This window comes from Caballeronia sp. DA-9, from assembly GCF_051615025.1.
GTDB lineage: Bacteria > Pseudomonadota > Gammaproteobacteria > Burkholderiales > Burkholderiaceae > Caballeronia > Caballeronia sordidicola.
In genome coordinates this window covers 78651-94418 of sequence record NZ_CP195135.1, presented here as the reverse complement: position 1 = coordinate 94418, position 15768 = coordinate 78651, and the positions used below count along the sequence as shown (strand labels likewise).

The window sequence follows — 15768 nt, the reverse complement described above, 5'->3', positions numbered from 1 at the left end:
ACGCAACTGCTTACCGAAGAGTGTGACCAAACACATCAACGCTGCATGCCAATGGCGCGGCGCATCGCTACCGTGACGCCCTGACGGGTTCGCCAATAGCCTTCCCACGGATCGCTGTTGAGCGAGCGTTGCCGGGCAAGTGCCGAACTGATCGACCATTGATCGCCACCAGTGACGTCTTTTAACTCGTCCCAGGCAATGGGCATCGACACCGCCAGACCGGGCCGCGCGCGAACAGAGAACGGCGCAACGGTACTTGCGCCGCGGCTGTTTCGCAGATAGTCGATGAAGATTTTGCCAACCCGGTTTCGCGGCCCCAAGACTGCTGAGAAGTGATCGGGCAAGACCTTCGCCATGTGTTGCGCAAGCGCTTGCGAGAACCCCTTAACTTCCGCCCAGCTCTGCTTACGTGTGAGCGGAACGACAATATGAAACCCTTTGCCGCCGCTCGTCTTGGCGAACGACTTGAGTCCGATCTCGTCAAGCACGAGCTTGGTGAGCGAGGCCGCGTCGAGCATCGCCGACCAGGGCAGCGACGGGTCAGGATCCAGATCGAAGATGACGCGATCCGGATGGATTAAGTCTGGCGCGACGGCGTTCCAAGAATGCAGCTCGACGACGCTCATTTGAGCAAGTCCCACAAGCGATTCCGCATTGTTTGCAACGAGCAGCGGCGGATGGCGAGGATGAAGCTCAACTGGAAGTTCTTCGACTCCCGGTATGCGCACGCGCTCGGAATGTTTTTGGAAGAACAGCTCGCCATTGATGCCGTCGGGCGCCCGTACCAATGTGAGTGGCCGGTTGTGAAGATAGGGTAGCGCCCACTCTGAGATGTCGTCGTAGTATCGAGCAAGCTCGACCTTTGTTTTGCCGGACGTGCCGTCGACAACTCGGGCGGGGTTCGTTACTTTGATCTCTGCGATGAAGACGGCTCCTCTCGGCCCCGCCCGCTCTCGAGACGATCTCACGTCGTCGGGAGCTTCTTCGCCGGGTATCACCGCGCCCTGCTCTTTCACGACAGCGCAAGCAGGTTTGTCCTCGCGCATTGCATAGAAAGCCGCGTGCCGGATCTCGCCGCTTGGGGTCCATTCCAGAAACGATACCTCGCAAACGAGCTCAGGCTTCAACCATATATAGTCACGGTCTTGGTCGGGCTCGGGAGCAACGGAAAATGCTGCCTTCTTCTGCTTTAACGGCTCGATACGCTTGGAGATTGCGTCGTTGCGTGATGCTTTGACTGAAGGCGCGACGTTGCCCGCGTAATGAAGCACACCACTGGCGTCATAGACACCCAGCAAAAGCGAGCGGACCCCGGATTTCGCGCCTTTGTTGCGCGAGATGCCAGCGATCACAAACTCCTGGCGAAGATTGCATTTGAGTTTGACCCAGTTCGTTGAGCGTCCAGAGCGATACGGCGCATCGCCGCGCTTGCCGATGATTCCTTCAAGGTTCATTTTGCAGGCGGAGGCGACCAGCGACTGCGGATCCTCAGCGAAGTCCGCGGAGTATCGGATAAGCGGATCGTGAACCTCATCGAGCAGGTCGTGGAGTAACTGGCGCCTTGCGCGCAAAGGCTCGCTGCGAACATCTTCCCCATTAAGCCAAAGGATGTCGAAGAGGAAGATGACGATTTTTGCTGTGCTTCTGCGGTCGAACGCGTTTTGCAGCGCACTGAAGTCGGGCATTCCGCTCGCGTTCAAAACCACCGCCTCTCCGTCGAGCCACGCGTTTTCAACAGGTAACGATTCGACTGCCGCCCGTAGCTTCGGCATCCGATCGGTCCAGTCGTGTCCGTTCCGGGTGAAGAGTTTGACGGAACCGCCTTCGATGCGAATTAACATCCGATATCCGTCGTACTTAATTTCGTAGGACCAGTCACCGGATGCCGGCGGACGACTCGCCAGTGTCGCGAGCTCCGGTTCAATCATCGAAGGCATCGCGCCAGGCGGATCGTTTGCGACCGGGCGTTCGCGCTTTTGCGTCGTGCTCCATCGTCGTGGCATGGCGGCTCTCCTCGGTCCAGGGGAAGTGCACAGTCCGTGCCCGTCAGGGCGCAGGACCAGTGCCGGGCATATTGCATGCTCTCAGGTTGCGGCTAATAATCAAGAAAATCGAAACTAAACAGCCAACGGGCTCGGCCGCTCGCCCGTCCTTCGTACGCCGCAGCCGCGCGCCCTGACGCCGGCGACCAGGAGAAAAAACCATGGCAGCGCGCTCGATTGCTTCGTTGACGCTTTCTTTCGGCCTGGTTTCCATCCCGGTCAGGCTGTATTCGGCAACCGAGAGCGCCTCCGGGGTCGGCTTTAACCTCCTGACGCCGGAAGGCGGCAGAGTCAAGCAGCAATACATTTCCGAGGCGACCGGCGAGGTTGTCGCTCGTGCGGACATGAAAAAAGGCTACGAGTTTGAAAAAGGCAACTTCGTGGTCTTCGCGCCCGAAGAGCTGAAGGCGCTCGAGGAAGGCGCCACTCACGTGGTGGAAATTGTCTCCTTCGTTCCCGAAAAATCAGTCGACCCGCTTTTTTACGACAAGGCGTATTTCATTGCCCCGGACAAACGCGGCGGTAAACCGTACAGCCTCCTGCGACAAGCCATGCGTGAAAGCGGGCGGTGTGCGCTCGCCAAATGGTCGTATAAGGGGAAAACCCGAGTGGTGCAAGTCCGCCCCGCTGAAGACGGTATGGTTTTTCAGCAGCTGCTGTTTGCCGACGAAGTGCGCGCACTGAGCGATTTGCATATCGAAGATGAGGCGGTCACGGACAAAGAGCTGCAGCTCGCGCTGCAAATTATCGATCAGGTCTCAGAAGACGCGTACGACCCGACCGCCTACGAGGACGAGGAGAAAAAGCGGATCCTCGAGGCCATCGATCAAAAGATTGCCGGCAAACAGATTGTGTCGCCCGAGGCGCCTGCAGGACAGTCGGGTGGACAGGTGATCGACCTCATGGAAGCGCTTCGCGCGAGTCTCACTGCGAACAAATCCAAGAAAACTCCACCGGCGAAACCATCCACTGCACGCAGAGCGCTTCCTGCCGAAGTGGAATCGTTGGCAGCTAAACCTCGCCGGCCGGTCAAGCGGGCAGCACCCAAGCTCGAAGAAGCGACTCCAGCAAAGGTGCGGGCTCGCAAGTGATTAAACGCAATGCCGGTCATGACTACACGCTACGCAGCCTGCAATCGATCCTTGGCGTCTCGAGACGCGTGTTGTCCGGATTGATCGACGCCGGCTTCGTTCAGCCCACGCGCGGCAAACGCAACGAACTCCGATTTACGTTTCAGGACGTAGTGCTGTTGCGCACGGCTTTTCAGCTGCAATCATCGAAGATTCCATCGCGGAAAATTTTGCGCGCGCTTGGCAAATTGAAGGCAGAGTTGCCAGCCGAGCTCCCGTTGTCGGGGATTCGTATTACTGCGGTCGGTGACGCTGTCGCTGTCAAAACCGGCGACGATCAATGGGATGCGACATCGGGACAACATCTTCTAGATTTCGAGGTCGCACCTGTCAAAGGCGACGTAGCGTTTCTCGACACAACGCCGCGAACTTTAAAGAGCCGGGCACAGCAGGCTGACGAGTGGGTAGCGCTTGCGGAACAACTGACAAGCACCGACGTTCTCGGCGCTGAGCAGGCATATCGCAAAGCATTGGCACTGTCTCCGGAACCGCACTACCTCGCCTATATCAACCTGGGTGTCTTGCTGTGCGAAGCCGAGACTCGTTGCGAGGACGCGCTGTCCGTATTCGATGAAGCTTTGCAAAATTTCCCCAGCGACGCACTGCTTCATTTCAATCGCGCCGTTGTACTTGAGGAGCTAAAACGGTATGACGCTGCGACAACTGCATATGAGAAAAGCCTTGCGCTGGACGACACGCACGCCGACGCACATTTTAATCTTGCGCGCCTGAGCGAGATACGCGGGGACAAGCGGGGTCTCGTAAGACACCTAAATGCTTATCGCAGACTTGGTGGGTGACTCGCTGCTGGGAAAGCAGGCAATCGTTGACCGCAATTTTCAGCACAAGGGGGTTCGCCGCGGCGCTAGTCGTTAAGAAGGAGTCTGTGGCGATGGCAACGCAAAGCATCTGCCACAGGCAGACGCCATGCAACCCTAATCCCTAATCACTCAAGCAGCGAATCGCAACCCTGAGCATGAACGAAGGAATGGAACGCTGAGCGGTTCTGCACCTTGCAGATATACTGGAGCCGCCCACAATGAAACAATCAAATGTAGGAATTGATGCAACGCCCCAGTAAAGCGTACGCGCGAATACAAGTCGTCAGGGTGGCAACGTTTACCCAGCGCGCCGCACGATTTGCGTGCCAAAATATCGAGGCATGTGATTAGGCCTTGAGCACCAGTATGGGATGCGCGCGCCTCCGTGGTGCTCCGGGAAAACTGGAATAACATACAACCTGGTTGTCTCCGAGATTAGGCCGTGAGGTACCGTACACGCTTTCTATGCTAAAAAAGACGGTATCGCTGTCGCCATCGATGAATCCGCTGCTGCCGTTCTGAATAAACTTTTCCACTCTTCCGACCTCTCGATTTACCGCCAAATAGCAAAGGTTTTGACACTGGCTGACGATGTTATCGGCCGTCGGCCGATCAGAAGCCTCGTAAGATAAGCATTGGTCAACAATAGCCTGAAGTTCTCTCGCCAACGGAGCAAACTGAATATTCGAAGTCATAAAAGCAGGCCACGGCTTTCGGTCGCGATTCTTCACATTCACCGCAGCATCAAGGTAGACACCAAATGGATACTCCCCAGTTAGCAATCTGAACATCATCGCGCCGACTGACCAGATGTCGATCTCGGGGCCTGGAGACTCACCGGGTTTTCGGAACATCATCTCAGGAGCCATAAACGGGAGAGCGCCTCTGACCGTTCCAGAGGTCGAGCGGGTCAGGTCGCCAGCTTTCGCTGCTTCATCGAAGACCTCTTCCGTCAATGTGGCAATACCGAAATCGGTGATTTTTAAATTCTGAAGATTGACGCCAGCTGACGCCATGATATTGCTTGGCTTCAAGTCGCGATGGATGACACCGGCTCGATGCGAAGCTGCGACTCCTTTTGCGAGATGATGAAGTAAACGAGCGCCCAAGTGCGGATCGAGCACTCCAAAATGCGTGAGTTTTTGCTCTAGGGACTCGCCCTCAACAAACTCCTCAACCAGATATGCTACGTCGTCGACGAAATAATCAAGTGTCTTTGCCACGTTGTGATGGTTCACCCGTGCGGCTATTACAGCGCTGTTGGCGAATCGCTTGACTGCTTGCCCTACCTGCGGGGTTTTCAACGCGACATCAATATTCAAAAGCCCGTCGCGAGCTCGGTAGACATCCTGCATACCGCCGCTCCCAACATGCTCAGCGACGGTATATCGTTCACCAATCAACTTCCCTGAATCGATCACGACATTACCTCTGGATTTGACACATCGAACGTAACGAAGGCTCTTGCCGCACCTGCGCCAAAAGTGATAACACAACAGTCCGGTAGTACGTGTCCGACTGATACTGGTTGGTTGTTAATCGATACAACCCCATCGAATGCAAGTACCGAAAATCGGAAGCCGTTGTATCCAATCTGAACGACGCCTATTACTCCATACGTCAATTTCATGGTTCGTTTTGTAGCATGGAGCTCGTGAGTTACACCACCCATCACCACCAAAGCGCGGTGCTTATCTTTTAATAAATGTTGACGAAGCGTTTCTTCGATCGCTCGCATTGATGGTCGTTGCGTAGCTACGTAGCTCAAGCATTGTTCCAACATTGTTGAAAGAGCAGAGGGCACGTCCCCGGCCAAGTACGCCAGTGCGTTGGCAGCGACGGGTTTCGGCGGCCGTTCTAGGATTTCCTTGGGTGGCTTTGCACCTAGAAGCGCGAGAGCCGTTACGCCAAAGGCGTACACGTCGATGGAAGCATCGAAGCTGATAGTCGCGCCGTCCCAGAGCTCCGGTGCCATATATCCAACCGTGCCTATTATGTTTAGCGTTTGTGCGTCATCGCCAGCACGTCGCGCTAATCCAAAATCAAGGATCTTGACAACACCACTTCCGTCGACGCGTATGTTACCCGGCTTTATATCTCTATGAATGACGTTTGCCGCGTGGATGTCAGCCAGCCCACACGCGATCTGCCAGAGAATTCGCAGATACGCGTCACCTGGAATAGATCCCCCCACTTTCAAGTCGTCGCCGTTAATAAACTCCAAGACTAATGCGGTTTTATTGCGACCGTCATTGACTGTCACCACATCAAACAGCTGGACAACGTGCTTAGAACGTAACCTGATCAGAGCTCTCTGTTCATCGAGTAGTCTGCGCTCTTCTTCGCCGTCCTTCAGCAACTTGAATACGACGTCACGCTGTAGGTGCTTGTCGATACAGAAAAAGATATCGCCCATGCCTCCGCCGCCGCTACCCCCGGACAACTCATATCTACTCGGAATCTTCACCGCTTTTCTCCGAAGCTGTTGATTCTTGTTCACTATCAATTTGAATTACGAGTTGTGGCCCATTATTGTCTTTTGCTTTCTTGTCAGCTTTGCTTTTTGGTCCTCGCTTTCTAGGCTTCTTTGGTAATGGTTCAGGTTGCGTATGCTTATCTGCAGCATCTGTAATAGTCGCGGTCGGGGCCGCACCAACTTTCGAAAGCAGGTCGGGCTGAGCACGTCGCTCTGTAGCTTTTAGTGTAAAGAATTCCGTCGAACTGAATGGGTCCCAAACAGTAATGCCTGCATCAGCAGAGCTTCCGAATTCGTCGCGCAGGCGCTTGAGATCAATTGCCGCCAAGGAAGCATTGTCTGGGCTCCCACACCAGCGGGAAAGAGCAAGCAACCTCTCTACGGTTCTGTAGATGTCTGGCGCATTTCGAAAAATTTCACAAAGCGCTTCGTGATTGACGTAATGTACCCCATCCGAAGTAATCAAAACTCGTTCCGTATCTTGATTGATTGTCGAGATGTGCGTTTTTAAGCCCTCGCCCATGCCGACAAATTGCAATAGTTCACGACCGTGCCCGCCGACGGCTTCGGCGAGAGAATCATCTACAGTAAGTCGTTGCACCGTAGGCTTATCGTCCCCGGAAGTGCTGTAGATACGACTGTCGCCAACATTCGCTAGTACAGAATTGCCGGTCAGCCCGATACAGACAGCCGAGAGAGTTGCCCCGCCGTGTCCACCATATAAGTCAAAAACTGCCGTATTAGCTTCGCGCGCTGCGAGCTCTATACGTTCCACGGGATCAGCAACTTCGCTGCTTGCCATATTGGAAAAGAACACCGCAAGCGCGTTACTAGCACACGCAGCCCCGTCTCGCATACCTCCCATGCCATCGGCTACAGCAATAGTGATGAAGGGATCGATGAGTTGCGATGTCGGAAAAACTCGTATAGCGGCGATTCGGTCTTGATTCTCTTCTCTCGTCGCCCCTACATCTGTAGCCAACGCAAATGGCAGCAGAGCGTTCACGTTCGTCGCTCGGTCGAGCGTCGAGCGAGAGAACCAATGTATAAGCGTTTCTTTCAACATTTTGAGAGTGTCTGCCAGTCTCGGTAGGAGATTATTCTGTTCAGGAGATGCCCGCCAGCTTTCCACTAGTTTCACTAGGTTCATTTCGTTTTCCACAGCGAAACGACAACCTGCTTTACATTGGCGAGTCCGAATATAGCTGACGTCACATAAACAGGCGATAGGGGTAAGTGTTGCCGGGCAATTCGGGTACGTTGGCGATTGTACGAGCAAGCTTCTGCGAATAGCGGATCGTCACCGGAACCGGGTCATACAAAGCGTCGTTGTTCCAGTCCATTTTTGTGAGCGCTATGGTCTCGAGGGCTGCAATCTCCAGCGGTCCATTGCCGGCGTGGCGGATTAGGTTTATCGGCCGTGGAATGCTTTTGCCCCCCTGATATAAAAGCTTCCCTCCCAACCCCGCAACTGGTGCATTTCCCGATGCCCAAACTAACGCTGAGTTGCCGGTCCTGACTAATACAGTGCCGCGCGGAACCGGTGCTCGGTCAGGTTCACTCTTCACCCCAGTCTTTCGACTTTCCTTGAGCCAAACCCCCCGCCACGTTGCGCTACTGCCGATCTCGATGCACTCAACCTCAGGCACCGTGCCCAATGCATCGAAAACGCCTCGGAGTTCCTCCTGCTTGAATGACGTGGTCTTGTGGATCACCAGCCGACGCGGTAAACGGCCCCCGTTGCGCGTGAGGTACAGTTTCAGACTGCGGGCCATCACCGCTCGCATGTCGGCGCGGCTGAGAAAAGGGTTATGTCTGGCTTCCTGAGAGTTCGCGATTGAATCTCGGGCCTCGAACGCAACGAACTGCATGCCGCCACCATCAGCATCGAACACCTGCGAACAACAAGTCACAAATCGGGCTGCCTTTGGGTCGCCACGCAAAGCGTAGGCAAGTCCAATGTACGCGGTTCCCTCCGGCACACCGAGCAGCGGTGCCAACTTCCACGGCACCCCGCCCGCCTTGACGAAGAGTGCGATCGACAGCCGCCACGCTAACGATGCCTTGAGGTTGAACTTGAATACCCGATCGTTGACCACCTGCGTTGGAATCGCGTATCGGGCGCCCAAGGCTTTAAGCGCGTCATGCGCGTCGAAGCCGGCGGCATTGAACGCTAGCGCCCACTGGTCCGGCAGATGCACCATCGCTACGTCGAACTGATCGTGAAATGCATCCAGGCGGGCCATAGCATCTGTCATCGCGCAGAGTAGCCGTTCGTGAGGTGCCCCACCCCGACCCAGCGCCATAAGATTGTCCGGCCACTTGATGTGGACGTCCTTCGGCGCGGCGACAATCGGCACTTTAAAGATCTGCTCGAATCCGGGGTAGCTCGGAACGTAGTTGATGCGATCCCTCGCCTCATGGCTTGCTCTAATTGTCTCAACCAGCTCGCCTAATTTCCGCCAGCCCGAAGCTGGCGCGACGATCGCCACGCGCAACGCCGGCGTGTAGCCGGCAAACGTGGAAGCGTTGTATGCCCCGAACCGCAGGAGTCCACGCAAAGGGTTTGTATCCAGCGCGATGTCGTCACTATTGAACGTCAATTCCGGCTCGTCGAGCAAGATAAACGGTGGCGCTTTAGACGACTTGTAGTCCATCAATGACCCCGATGAAAGTAGGCATGGTCATGGCTCGGACGGCTCCAAGCAGTCACGGGGGATACCTGGAAGACAGCATCAACACCCTGCTCTTCCGTCACCCCCGTGGCTCGCAAGACGCCGTCGCCGTTACCGGCCAACATGTTGGCCCAAGCATTGATGATCGCGGCCCATGTGTCGTTGTAGCGCTTTGCCCACCTTTCACGGCGCCAGTCGATGGTTGGATCAACTCGACGTTTGTGTTCGATGTTGCCGTCCGCGTCGGGCCCGTCATCCGCCTGCTCGACGTATGGCAAATCCACGAACGTTGTAGGCTCGAACGTCAACCACCAACGGTCCGCCGCCTCTTCCAGCCGAAGCTGAATCCCTTCGTGGAAGGTGTAACCATGCGGAGTTTTGCCATACAACGCGCCGGAATAGGCTTGCCGCAGTCTCTCTTGCTTCGACATGCGTACCGTCCGGGCCTCGTCGCTCTCTTTATTTGAATCGCTGCGTGCCATCACGGCATGACCATGGCGGCGCATCCTTGCCTTGATCGGTCGGTGGCGGCACACCGCGCGCGTAACTGCGTCGTACAGCAGACCCATCGCCCAACTGTCTTCATTGGGAGACAAGATGACACTGCCGGCGATCCGCCCGCCCACTGCCTCGAACGATCGGAGAAGGGCTTCGTCCTCGCCGAATGCAGCAATGTCTTGTCCGGTGCTGGCCACGATGGCCCACACTCCAGCGTCCCGCACCATCTGGCGCGCTTCAGCGGTGGTTAGCGGTTTGTCCGTGCTCACCCTGCGAGCCGAGGTCGGCATCGAAAGGACGGGAATCGCCGAGCATTGCAGCACTGGGAACGCGCTGTGATCCCCAGTAGGTAGACGCATCGGTTGCAACACGCCGGGGGCTTTGAAATCCCCGATATGTGTGTCTAATTTGGGCTGCATATCCAAGCCGTCCAAAACATCGGCCGCCAGCTCGTCGAATGTTTGGCATTCAACGATGGTCGTGCGAACGCCCGCGGCGTCCGCCGCTTCTAGGAAAGTTTGCACGCCGGGCAATAGTCCTGCCGCAGAGCGCGTGACCCAGTGGATCCCACCCGGATAAGCACTTGGCTGCGACAATGCATCTGTTAGCGCCGCCATAACCGATGCATCGCGCCCGCTGTAACCGATCACGATCAAACCGTAACGCGCACAGGCGCCAGTGAGTACGTTGCGCATCAGCTTGTCCTGATGCTGCAACTCCTCTGTGGTGTTCTTTAAGTGCACCGATTGATAGTCGCCGTGTATTTTTGCCAGCAGGGGCCTGCCCTCGGCCAGCGCGAGCATTGCGCGCTCAGCGTTGTCAATGCCTGCGACCGCGAGGTTGGCCCGCTCAATCGGCGGAACGAACTGGTCAGTCAGCGTCGCGGCCGTCTCGACCAACGTATCGAAATTGGTCGAAAACACGCACGCCGCTCGGCGGGTAGTAATAAGGGACGCTAATACTCGATGCGCATAAGACGGCGTTCCCTTTTCCACTGCCAACCCAATGTACTTTCGGCGGTCTTCCGGCGTCCGATAGATAGCCTCGAAAGCGGCTGCATATTCGGCAGGGTCGTTCGGTGGCGGCAGCACCGAACGCGAGGCGAGAAACGCGTTGATACGACCGATCCAGAGCGGATCGTCTGCGTCGACGTCCTTAAGCTTGGTTCCAGACAGCTCGCAAAAGAGCCGCTTCTTGAAATCAATGATCATCGCGAAGCCAGTGGGAATGCCCGCGGCGGCCGACGCACCTGCTCCCAAAAACCATGCATATTGAATCGGACGCAGGCAAAACATCCTTGCGAACTGCGGCCCCGATACCGTCTCAATGGTCATAGCCTCCCCCGTTTGCTCTTCTTGTTGTAGGCGTTTTTATACCAGAGCCAAGCGTGCAATCTCGTGGACCGAAACGATTCCCATGAGTAAGGAAATGGCCACCAGCAAGCCTAGCAAATCAATTGTAACGAAAAGCCACCTGTGAGAGTGCGCAGGGCACGCCATCACCGCGCAGTAGAACGAAAATCGGTACAGACGGTGCGTGAACATGCACCGCGCGTCTGGTGAGCGGTCGCAATCTTGGATGAGCATCACTCTGCAGTTGCCGCCCTGATCGCTCAGATGGTCAACTGTCGCACGGTCAGCTATCGCGCTTGCGGGCCGATATTGATTCGGTGAGCCTCGACTAGTATCCCGCGACCTCCTCGAGCACGCGCTTTTTTTCGGCCTGCACGTAGATCGACGTCGTCTGCAGCGACGCGTGCCCCAACACTTTTTGGACGACATCGACCGGCACCTCGTCGGCGAGCGACTGGGTGCCGAAGGTATGCCGCATTGCGTGTGCGTTGACCGACCCCAGGATCACGCGCTCATCCAAGCTCAGATCATCCATGGTCTCGACGATGATAGTCAACATGCGTGAGATCAGGCGGTTAATGCCGTCAGCCGAGTAGCCCTGCTCTCCCTCGATGCTGCGCTGCGGATGTTTTACTTGTGATGCGGGCGTTCGTGGGATGGTGACCGGCTATAGTCGCGCCCACGATCGGCCCAATGCGCTTTGAGCGCCTCGAGCGTCGCGACGCTGACCGGCACCGTCCGTTCCTTTTTCCGCTTGCCAATGACGATCAGCTCCCACACCGGCCGCTCGAGTGTGCCGTAGATCAACACCCGGAGCTTGCCGCGCTGCGCATCCGCAGCTTCCTCCCGACGCAGGCCCGAGTCGCCCATGAGCAAGAGGGCTGCACGAACCACGCGCCACTGTACGGCAAGCTTTGCACCGCTCTTTTCGTCGGCCCGTTTATCGAGCTCGTTGCGAAGGCGCCGCCACAGGTCCGCCGGTAACGCACGATGGATTTGCATCGCCGTCTCACGCTGAACGATCTTCGGATCGTTGATCGCCTTCCAGGGATTGCCCGCGAGGTAGCGCACATCCATCAGCCAGGTGAAAGCCGCACGCAGCGCGTGCACGGCATACCGCTGCGACTCGGGCGACAGGTTGTCGGAAGCGAACGGCCGCCAGCGCGGCGAGTTGCGGCTGAACCGCTCACCGACAAACCGCGGGTCCGGACTTCTGAGGAAATCCTTGTACGCCTCGCAGTCATCGACCACCAGCGAACTCATCGCCCTGCCGCGCACGACCACCGACCACAACAAGAAGCGCTCGACTTCCTTGGTGTAGGCCCGCAGCGTTTTCGGCTGATCGCGGTATTTATTCAGATATGCGCGCACGGCTTCAAGGTCGTGGCGCGCCTGGATATAACAGAAGGCAACCGAGCGGTTTTCACCGTCGGCGCCCGACAGCGTGTGCGGCACGGCCATCCGTTCGAGCGGTGCTAGGGTGAGCCGATCCGCCAACCTCGTCTGAGGTTTTTCCGACTGCTCTGCCCCATCCCCATCAGTCAGAACCGGTTCGGCCGGCCACACCTGGACGACTTCCTCAGCGACCAGCGGATCGCGCGTGTCCACATCGGCGTCGACGCGCAATTGGATGTTCGATTCGTGCCGGCGCAGCCAAGCCACGACGACGGTCGCGCGCCCGGCGCCGATGCGCGGCACCGAGCGCCACCAGCTGCCGCCGCGCCGATTGCAGAACGCGACCAATTCGCCAATCGTTGTGATCCCCTCCCCTTTCAGGCGCGATGCGGTGCGCGGGCGAAACCATCGTCCGATCGCGTGGTTCGCCGCGGGGGAAGCTGCCGCCAGTGCCGCTGCTTCAGTGACCATCCGAAACGTAACCGTGGTGAGCTTCGGCTGCCCGTGTTTCTTGATCGACGAGCGCAAGTGTTCCGCAAGCGCGGCCGACCCGTGCTCGATCGCCACCTTCACCAGGCCATGGAGCATTGTCCGAAGGTGCCGCTCCATCGCCGAGGGCGTCGCTGCAAAACTGTCCTCATCGACGTCGTAGTAAGTACGCGCGATGATCGCAGGCGCCACGCGTTGCACATACGCGCGTACCGCCGCGAGATCCTTCGCGGTGTAGCCGTAGGTGAGCGTGAGATTTTCAGCCACTCTTGCCTCGGGTCGACTTCGGGCCGCCGGGCGGCCGCGGTCGGAATCCATCTAGCGCATCTTTCGCGCCGGCCATCAGATCGTCGCTGAAGGCGAGCGTGATCTGGGTGAATGCGGCGCGTGTGGCGTCCAGTATTGCGGCCAGCTGCACATCGGACGCCGACTCGCCCCACAAGACACGCTGAACTAACGCCACGCCACCATGCCGCGCGACCAGGCGCAGCGCGTAGCCAAGCGATGCGTTGGTCAGAATCTTGTTGCCGTACGTGTCGGCGAGCGCCGTGAGGATCGCCAGCTCGACCCGATCCGGCCGTCGCACGATGGGTTCAAGTCCTGCTCGGCGCTCTGCCTCGCTCATGACCTCCTCGTCGGTAAGAGGGGTCATAAGTCCGCGGGCCGAATCCAACGCCTGCAAGCCTGTCTCTTGCCCTGCCCGAAACGCCGAAATCGCGCTGTCGAGGCGCAAGACGATGCGGGCGGTTGCCGGATCGACGGGTGCGTGCTTATCCGGCGGGGCTGCGGGGGGTGGCTGGGTCATGGAAACTCAAGGCTTGCGAAGAGGCGCGGTGAGAAAAAGCCGTATTTTACCTCTGAAACGCAATCCCGATAATACGAGTTAGGAGGTTTCTTGACTCTAACTAATTGATTTACAAAAGCAATATAGATGACTGCCACTATGGGATGTCAAAGGCAAGTTGGGACGGTTCTAAACGTGTAAGGGCACTAAGTTAATGTATTACACGAAAGCGCCCTTCACTTGCAGCAACCAACGCGCAGCGTGGGTGAGTCCGATTGTTACTATTTGGCTTCAAAAAATCTGCAGATAGTCCCAATGATTCTAGTTAATCTAAATGATGTAAAAGTCGCTACTTGCCGTTAATCGAATGCCAGAAGGCGCATTGGCTTCTCTTCAAGGCTAGCGGCCGACGAGTTTCGCGGAGGAAATTGCTCAAAATAGTCTGAGAGATTGAAGGAACGGTTGCTCAAGACCGATATGCGTTACTGCAGCTGGTGAGCGGGAATAAGTACGGAAAGTTCCTACGTCATAGATTCGACGTTTCGCAGTCACTTCAGTTTCCAACCCCGTCCACTGTCCTCGAAACGTAGGTCGTGGTCATCGCGAAAGATGCAGGCCGTTGACCCGCTGGCCGCCTCTGGCCTCCAGCAGTTAGCGAGGCTAAATCTTGGAGAGGTCGGAGTGGCTGCGTGGATATATTGCGAGAAAGTTAGTGGTCGGGCTCGTGGAACTCGCGGCAGTCGTACGTTTCTCTTGAATAAAGAACGCGAAAATTAGGTTCAGGGTTGGCGACTAAGTTGACTTCATCGTTAATAGGTCGCCGGAGCTTTGAATGCCCACACTCCGCCCTTCCGCAACGGCACCTACGTTCTTACGAAGGGGGTACGACATGACTTTTGGACCAGCGAAATCGCGTTCGATCCAAGTTCAAGCACTTCCAAATTACTTGGCAGCAAAGCAGTGGTGCGAGCCGATGTCCCCTCGTTCAAATAGAGATTCACGCACTGGACGCTCGACGCCAATCACCCGGGGTGGTCCCTGTTGCAGCCGAGAAAGTCCGGGTGAAATGGCTCTGGTCGGCGAACCCGCATGCAGCTCCGATTTCCGCCAGTGAGAATGAAGTGCGACGAAGAAGCTCCTTGGCGCGCTCTATCCGATAGGCACGCAGCCACCGAAATGGCGGCATCCCCGTCGTACTGCGGAATGCGTCGACGAATTGGCGTACCGATAGTCCGCACGCAATGGCGATGTCGCGAAGCGGTGGCTCGACCAGCAGGTCCGCTACGAGCAATTCCTTGGCTATCCGCTCCTGCGTCTTCGAGAGCACCCGACCGCGCGGGGCCAACGGTCCTCGGAAGCGCCCGTACGTACTAGCAAGGCGTTCGTACATGGCATGCGCGACATGGTCGAAGAAGAGACTGCCGGCAAGTTGCGGGTCCGCCATCGCCGGGACGAGTGCTAAGCCCAGATGGTGTAGAACGGGGTCGATGGTCCGGTTGACGTCGTCCAAGTCACCCACTGGCGGCAAAGCGGACAGACCGCTCAGTTCATCAAAAGCGGGCCGCGGGATATGGAAAAGAATGCACTCAAACGGGTCCGGCAGGTTCGCTACAGGCTCATCGGAAAGATGGCCCAGCATTATCGAACCCGGGACGTACGGCTCCGTCGGCACTCGCCGTCCTCGCTTCCAAAGCTCCGCTGCGCCCGAGTGCTGCAATTGCAACGAAAGGATGTATGCGTCCTCCGTCGGCAATGGCGTGCTCTTACCTAGTCCATGAACTGACGAAGACATATGAGTGGCGGTCAGCTGCGCCGTCTTCAGACTGGTGGTGGTGAGCGTGTGTGCTGTGTCTGCGTTGAACAGATGAGCGAACTCTCGGGCATAGGTGTCCGTTTTAACCCTCGAAGTCTCAAGGCGCACAGCGCCCTCGACGCTGACGGACGCCGGCGGATTGCCAGCCCCAAGCGCTGAACCCGCGTGATGCGAACCGGTTTCCGAAGACGCGGTCTTTCCTCGCTGCGTCGCCATTGCAGCCTCCCGAGAATAAGCGAGGAGTCCGCGTCCGCCACGGGCGACCTCACCGTCAATTTCGCAGGTTTAGCACA

Annotated in this window: 12 protein-coding genes; 2 read left to right on the top strand and 10 right to left on the bottom strand. The window is 57.1% G+C overall.

Annotated features, from left to right (window positions below; all coding sequences use genetic code 11):
* Positions 1-35: 35 nt before the first annotated feature.
* Complete coding sequence (ligD, locus tag ACRWA7_RS34740; protein WP_438397409.1) at positions 36-2003, bottom strand: DNA ligase D; 1968 nt, start codon at positions 2001-2003, stop codon at positions 36-38.
* 200 nt (positions 2004-2203) lie between these two features.
* On the opposite strand from ligD, the gene ACRWA7_RS34735 reads away from it, so the two are divergent.
* Together ACRWA7_RS34735 and ACRWA7_RS34730 are read left to right on the top strand one after the other, a co-directional pair.
* Positions 2204-3133 carry a Ku protein gene (locus ACRWA7_RS34735; protein WP_438397407.1) on the top strand — a complete coding sequence of 310 codons (930 nt, stop codon included), beginning with the start codon at positions 2204-2206 and terminating at the stop codon, positions 3131-3133.
* Positions 3130-3972, top strand: a complete 843-nt coding sequence (locus ACRWA7_RS34730) for a tetratricopeptide repeat protein (protein ID WP_438397405.1) — start codon at positions 3130-3132, stop codon at positions 3970-3972. The genes ACRWA7_RS34735 and ACRWA7_RS34730 overlap by 4 nt, the downstream gene beginning before the upstream one ends.
* 368 nt (positions 3973-4340) lie before the next feature.
* Here ACRWA7_RS34730 and ACRWA7_RS34725 read toward each other — a convergent pair whose 3' ends face one another.
* From ACRWA7_RS34725 to ACRWA7_RS34685, 9 genes are all read right to left on the bottom strand, one after another.
* Entirely contained in the window at positions 4341-5414 is a 1074-nt protein-coding gene (locus ACRWA7_RS34725; protein WP_438397403.1) for a serine/threonine-protein kinase, read from the bottom strand.
* Positions 5411-6409, bottom strand: coding sequence for a serine/threonine-protein kinase (locus tag ACRWA7_RS34720; protein WP_438397401.1), 999 nt, complete (start codon positions 6407-6409; stop codon positions 5411-5413). The genes ACRWA7_RS34725 and ACRWA7_RS34720 overlap by 4 nt, the downstream gene beginning before the upstream one ends.
* Before the next feature lie 34 nt (positions 6410-6443).
* Positions 6444-7619, bottom strand: a complete 1176-nt coding sequence (locus tag ACRWA7_RS34715; RefSeq protein ID WP_438397399.1) for a PP2C family protein-serine/threonine phosphatase — start codon at positions 7617-7619, stop codon at positions 6444-6446.
* 61 nt (positions 7620-7680) lie between these two features.
* Positions 7681-9126 carry an argonaute/piwi family protein gene (locus ACRWA7_RS34710; protein WP_438397398.1) on the bottom strand — a complete coding sequence of 482 codons (1446 nt, stop codon included), beginning with the start codon at positions 9124-9126 and terminating at the stop codon, positions 7681-7683.
* The gene (locus tag ACRWA7_RS34705) at positions 9126-10976 is read right to left on the bottom strand and encodes an SIR2 family protein (RefSeq protein WP_438397396.1); all 1851 of its coding nucleotides are present in this window, start codon (positions 10974-10976) and stop codon (positions 9126-9128) included. Before ACRWA7_RS34705 ends, ACRWA7_RS34710 begins: the two co-directional genes overlap by 1 nt.
* Before the next feature lie 346 nt (positions 10977-11322).
* Positions 11323-11553, bottom strand: coding sequence for a tyrosine-type recombinase/integrase (locus ACRWA7_RS34700; RefSeq protein ID WP_438397395.1), 231 nt, complete (start codon positions 11551-11553; stop codon positions 11323-11325).
* 71 nt (positions 11554-11624) lie between these two features.
* Positions 11625-13145: a phage integrase family protein gene (locus ACRWA7_RS34695; RefSeq protein ID WP_438397393.1), complete on the bottom strand. Its 1521-nt coding sequence runs from the start codon at positions 13143-13145 to the stop codon at positions 11625-11627.
* On the bottom strand, positions 13138-13683 hold the full coding sequence (locus tag ACRWA7_RS34690) for a hypothetical protein (protein WP_438397391.1): 546 nt from the start codon (positions 13681-13683) through the stop codon (positions 13138-13140). Before ACRWA7_RS34690 ends, ACRWA7_RS34695 begins: the two co-directional genes overlap by 8 nt.
* 976 nt (positions 13684-14659) lie before the next feature.
* Complete coding sequence (locus ACRWA7_RS34685) at positions 14660-15691, bottom strand: helix-turn-helix domain-containing protein (RefSeq protein WP_438397389.1); 1032 nt, start codon at positions 15689-15691, stop codon at positions 14660-14662.
* Positions 15692-15768 lie beyond the last annotated feature (77 nt).

Coding starts and splice junctions, on each gene's coding strand:
- ACRWA7_RS34705 (WP_438397396.1), bottom strand. CDS start 10,976: ATGACCATTGAGACGGTATCGGGGCCGCAGTTCGCAAGGATGTTTTGC.
- ACRWA7_RS34710 (WP_438397398.1), bottom strand. CDS start 9,126: ATGGACTACAAGTCGTCTAAAGCGCCACCGTTTATCTTGCTCGACGAG.
- ACRWA7_RS34685 (WP_438397389.1), bottom strand. CDS start 15,691: ATGGCGACGCAGCGAGGAAAGACCGCGTCTTCGGAAACCGGTTCGCAT.
- ACRWA7_RS34700 (WP_438397395.1), bottom strand. CDS start 11,553: ATGTTGACTATCATCGTCGAGACCATGGATGATCTGAGCTTGGATGAG.
- ACRWA7_RS34720 (WP_438397401.1), bottom strand. CDS start 6,409: ATGGGCGATATCTTTTTCTGTATCGACAAGCACCTACAGCGTGACGTC.
- ligD (WP_438397409.1), bottom strand. CDS start 2,003: ATGCCACGACGATGGAGCACGACGCAAAAGCGCGAACGCCCGGTCGCA.
- ACRWA7_RS34715 (WP_438397399.1), bottom strand. CDS start 7,619: ATGAACCTAGTGAAACTAGTGGAAAGCTGGCGGGCATCTCCTGAACAG.
- ACRWA7_RS34690 (WP_438397391.1), bottom strand. CDS start 13,683: ATGACCCAGCCACCCCCCGCAGCCCCGCCGGATAAGCACGCACCCGTC.
- ACRWA7_RS34735 (WP_438397407.1), top strand. CDS start 2,204: ATGGCAGCGCGCTCGATTGCTTCGTTGACGCTTTCTTTCGGCCTGGTT.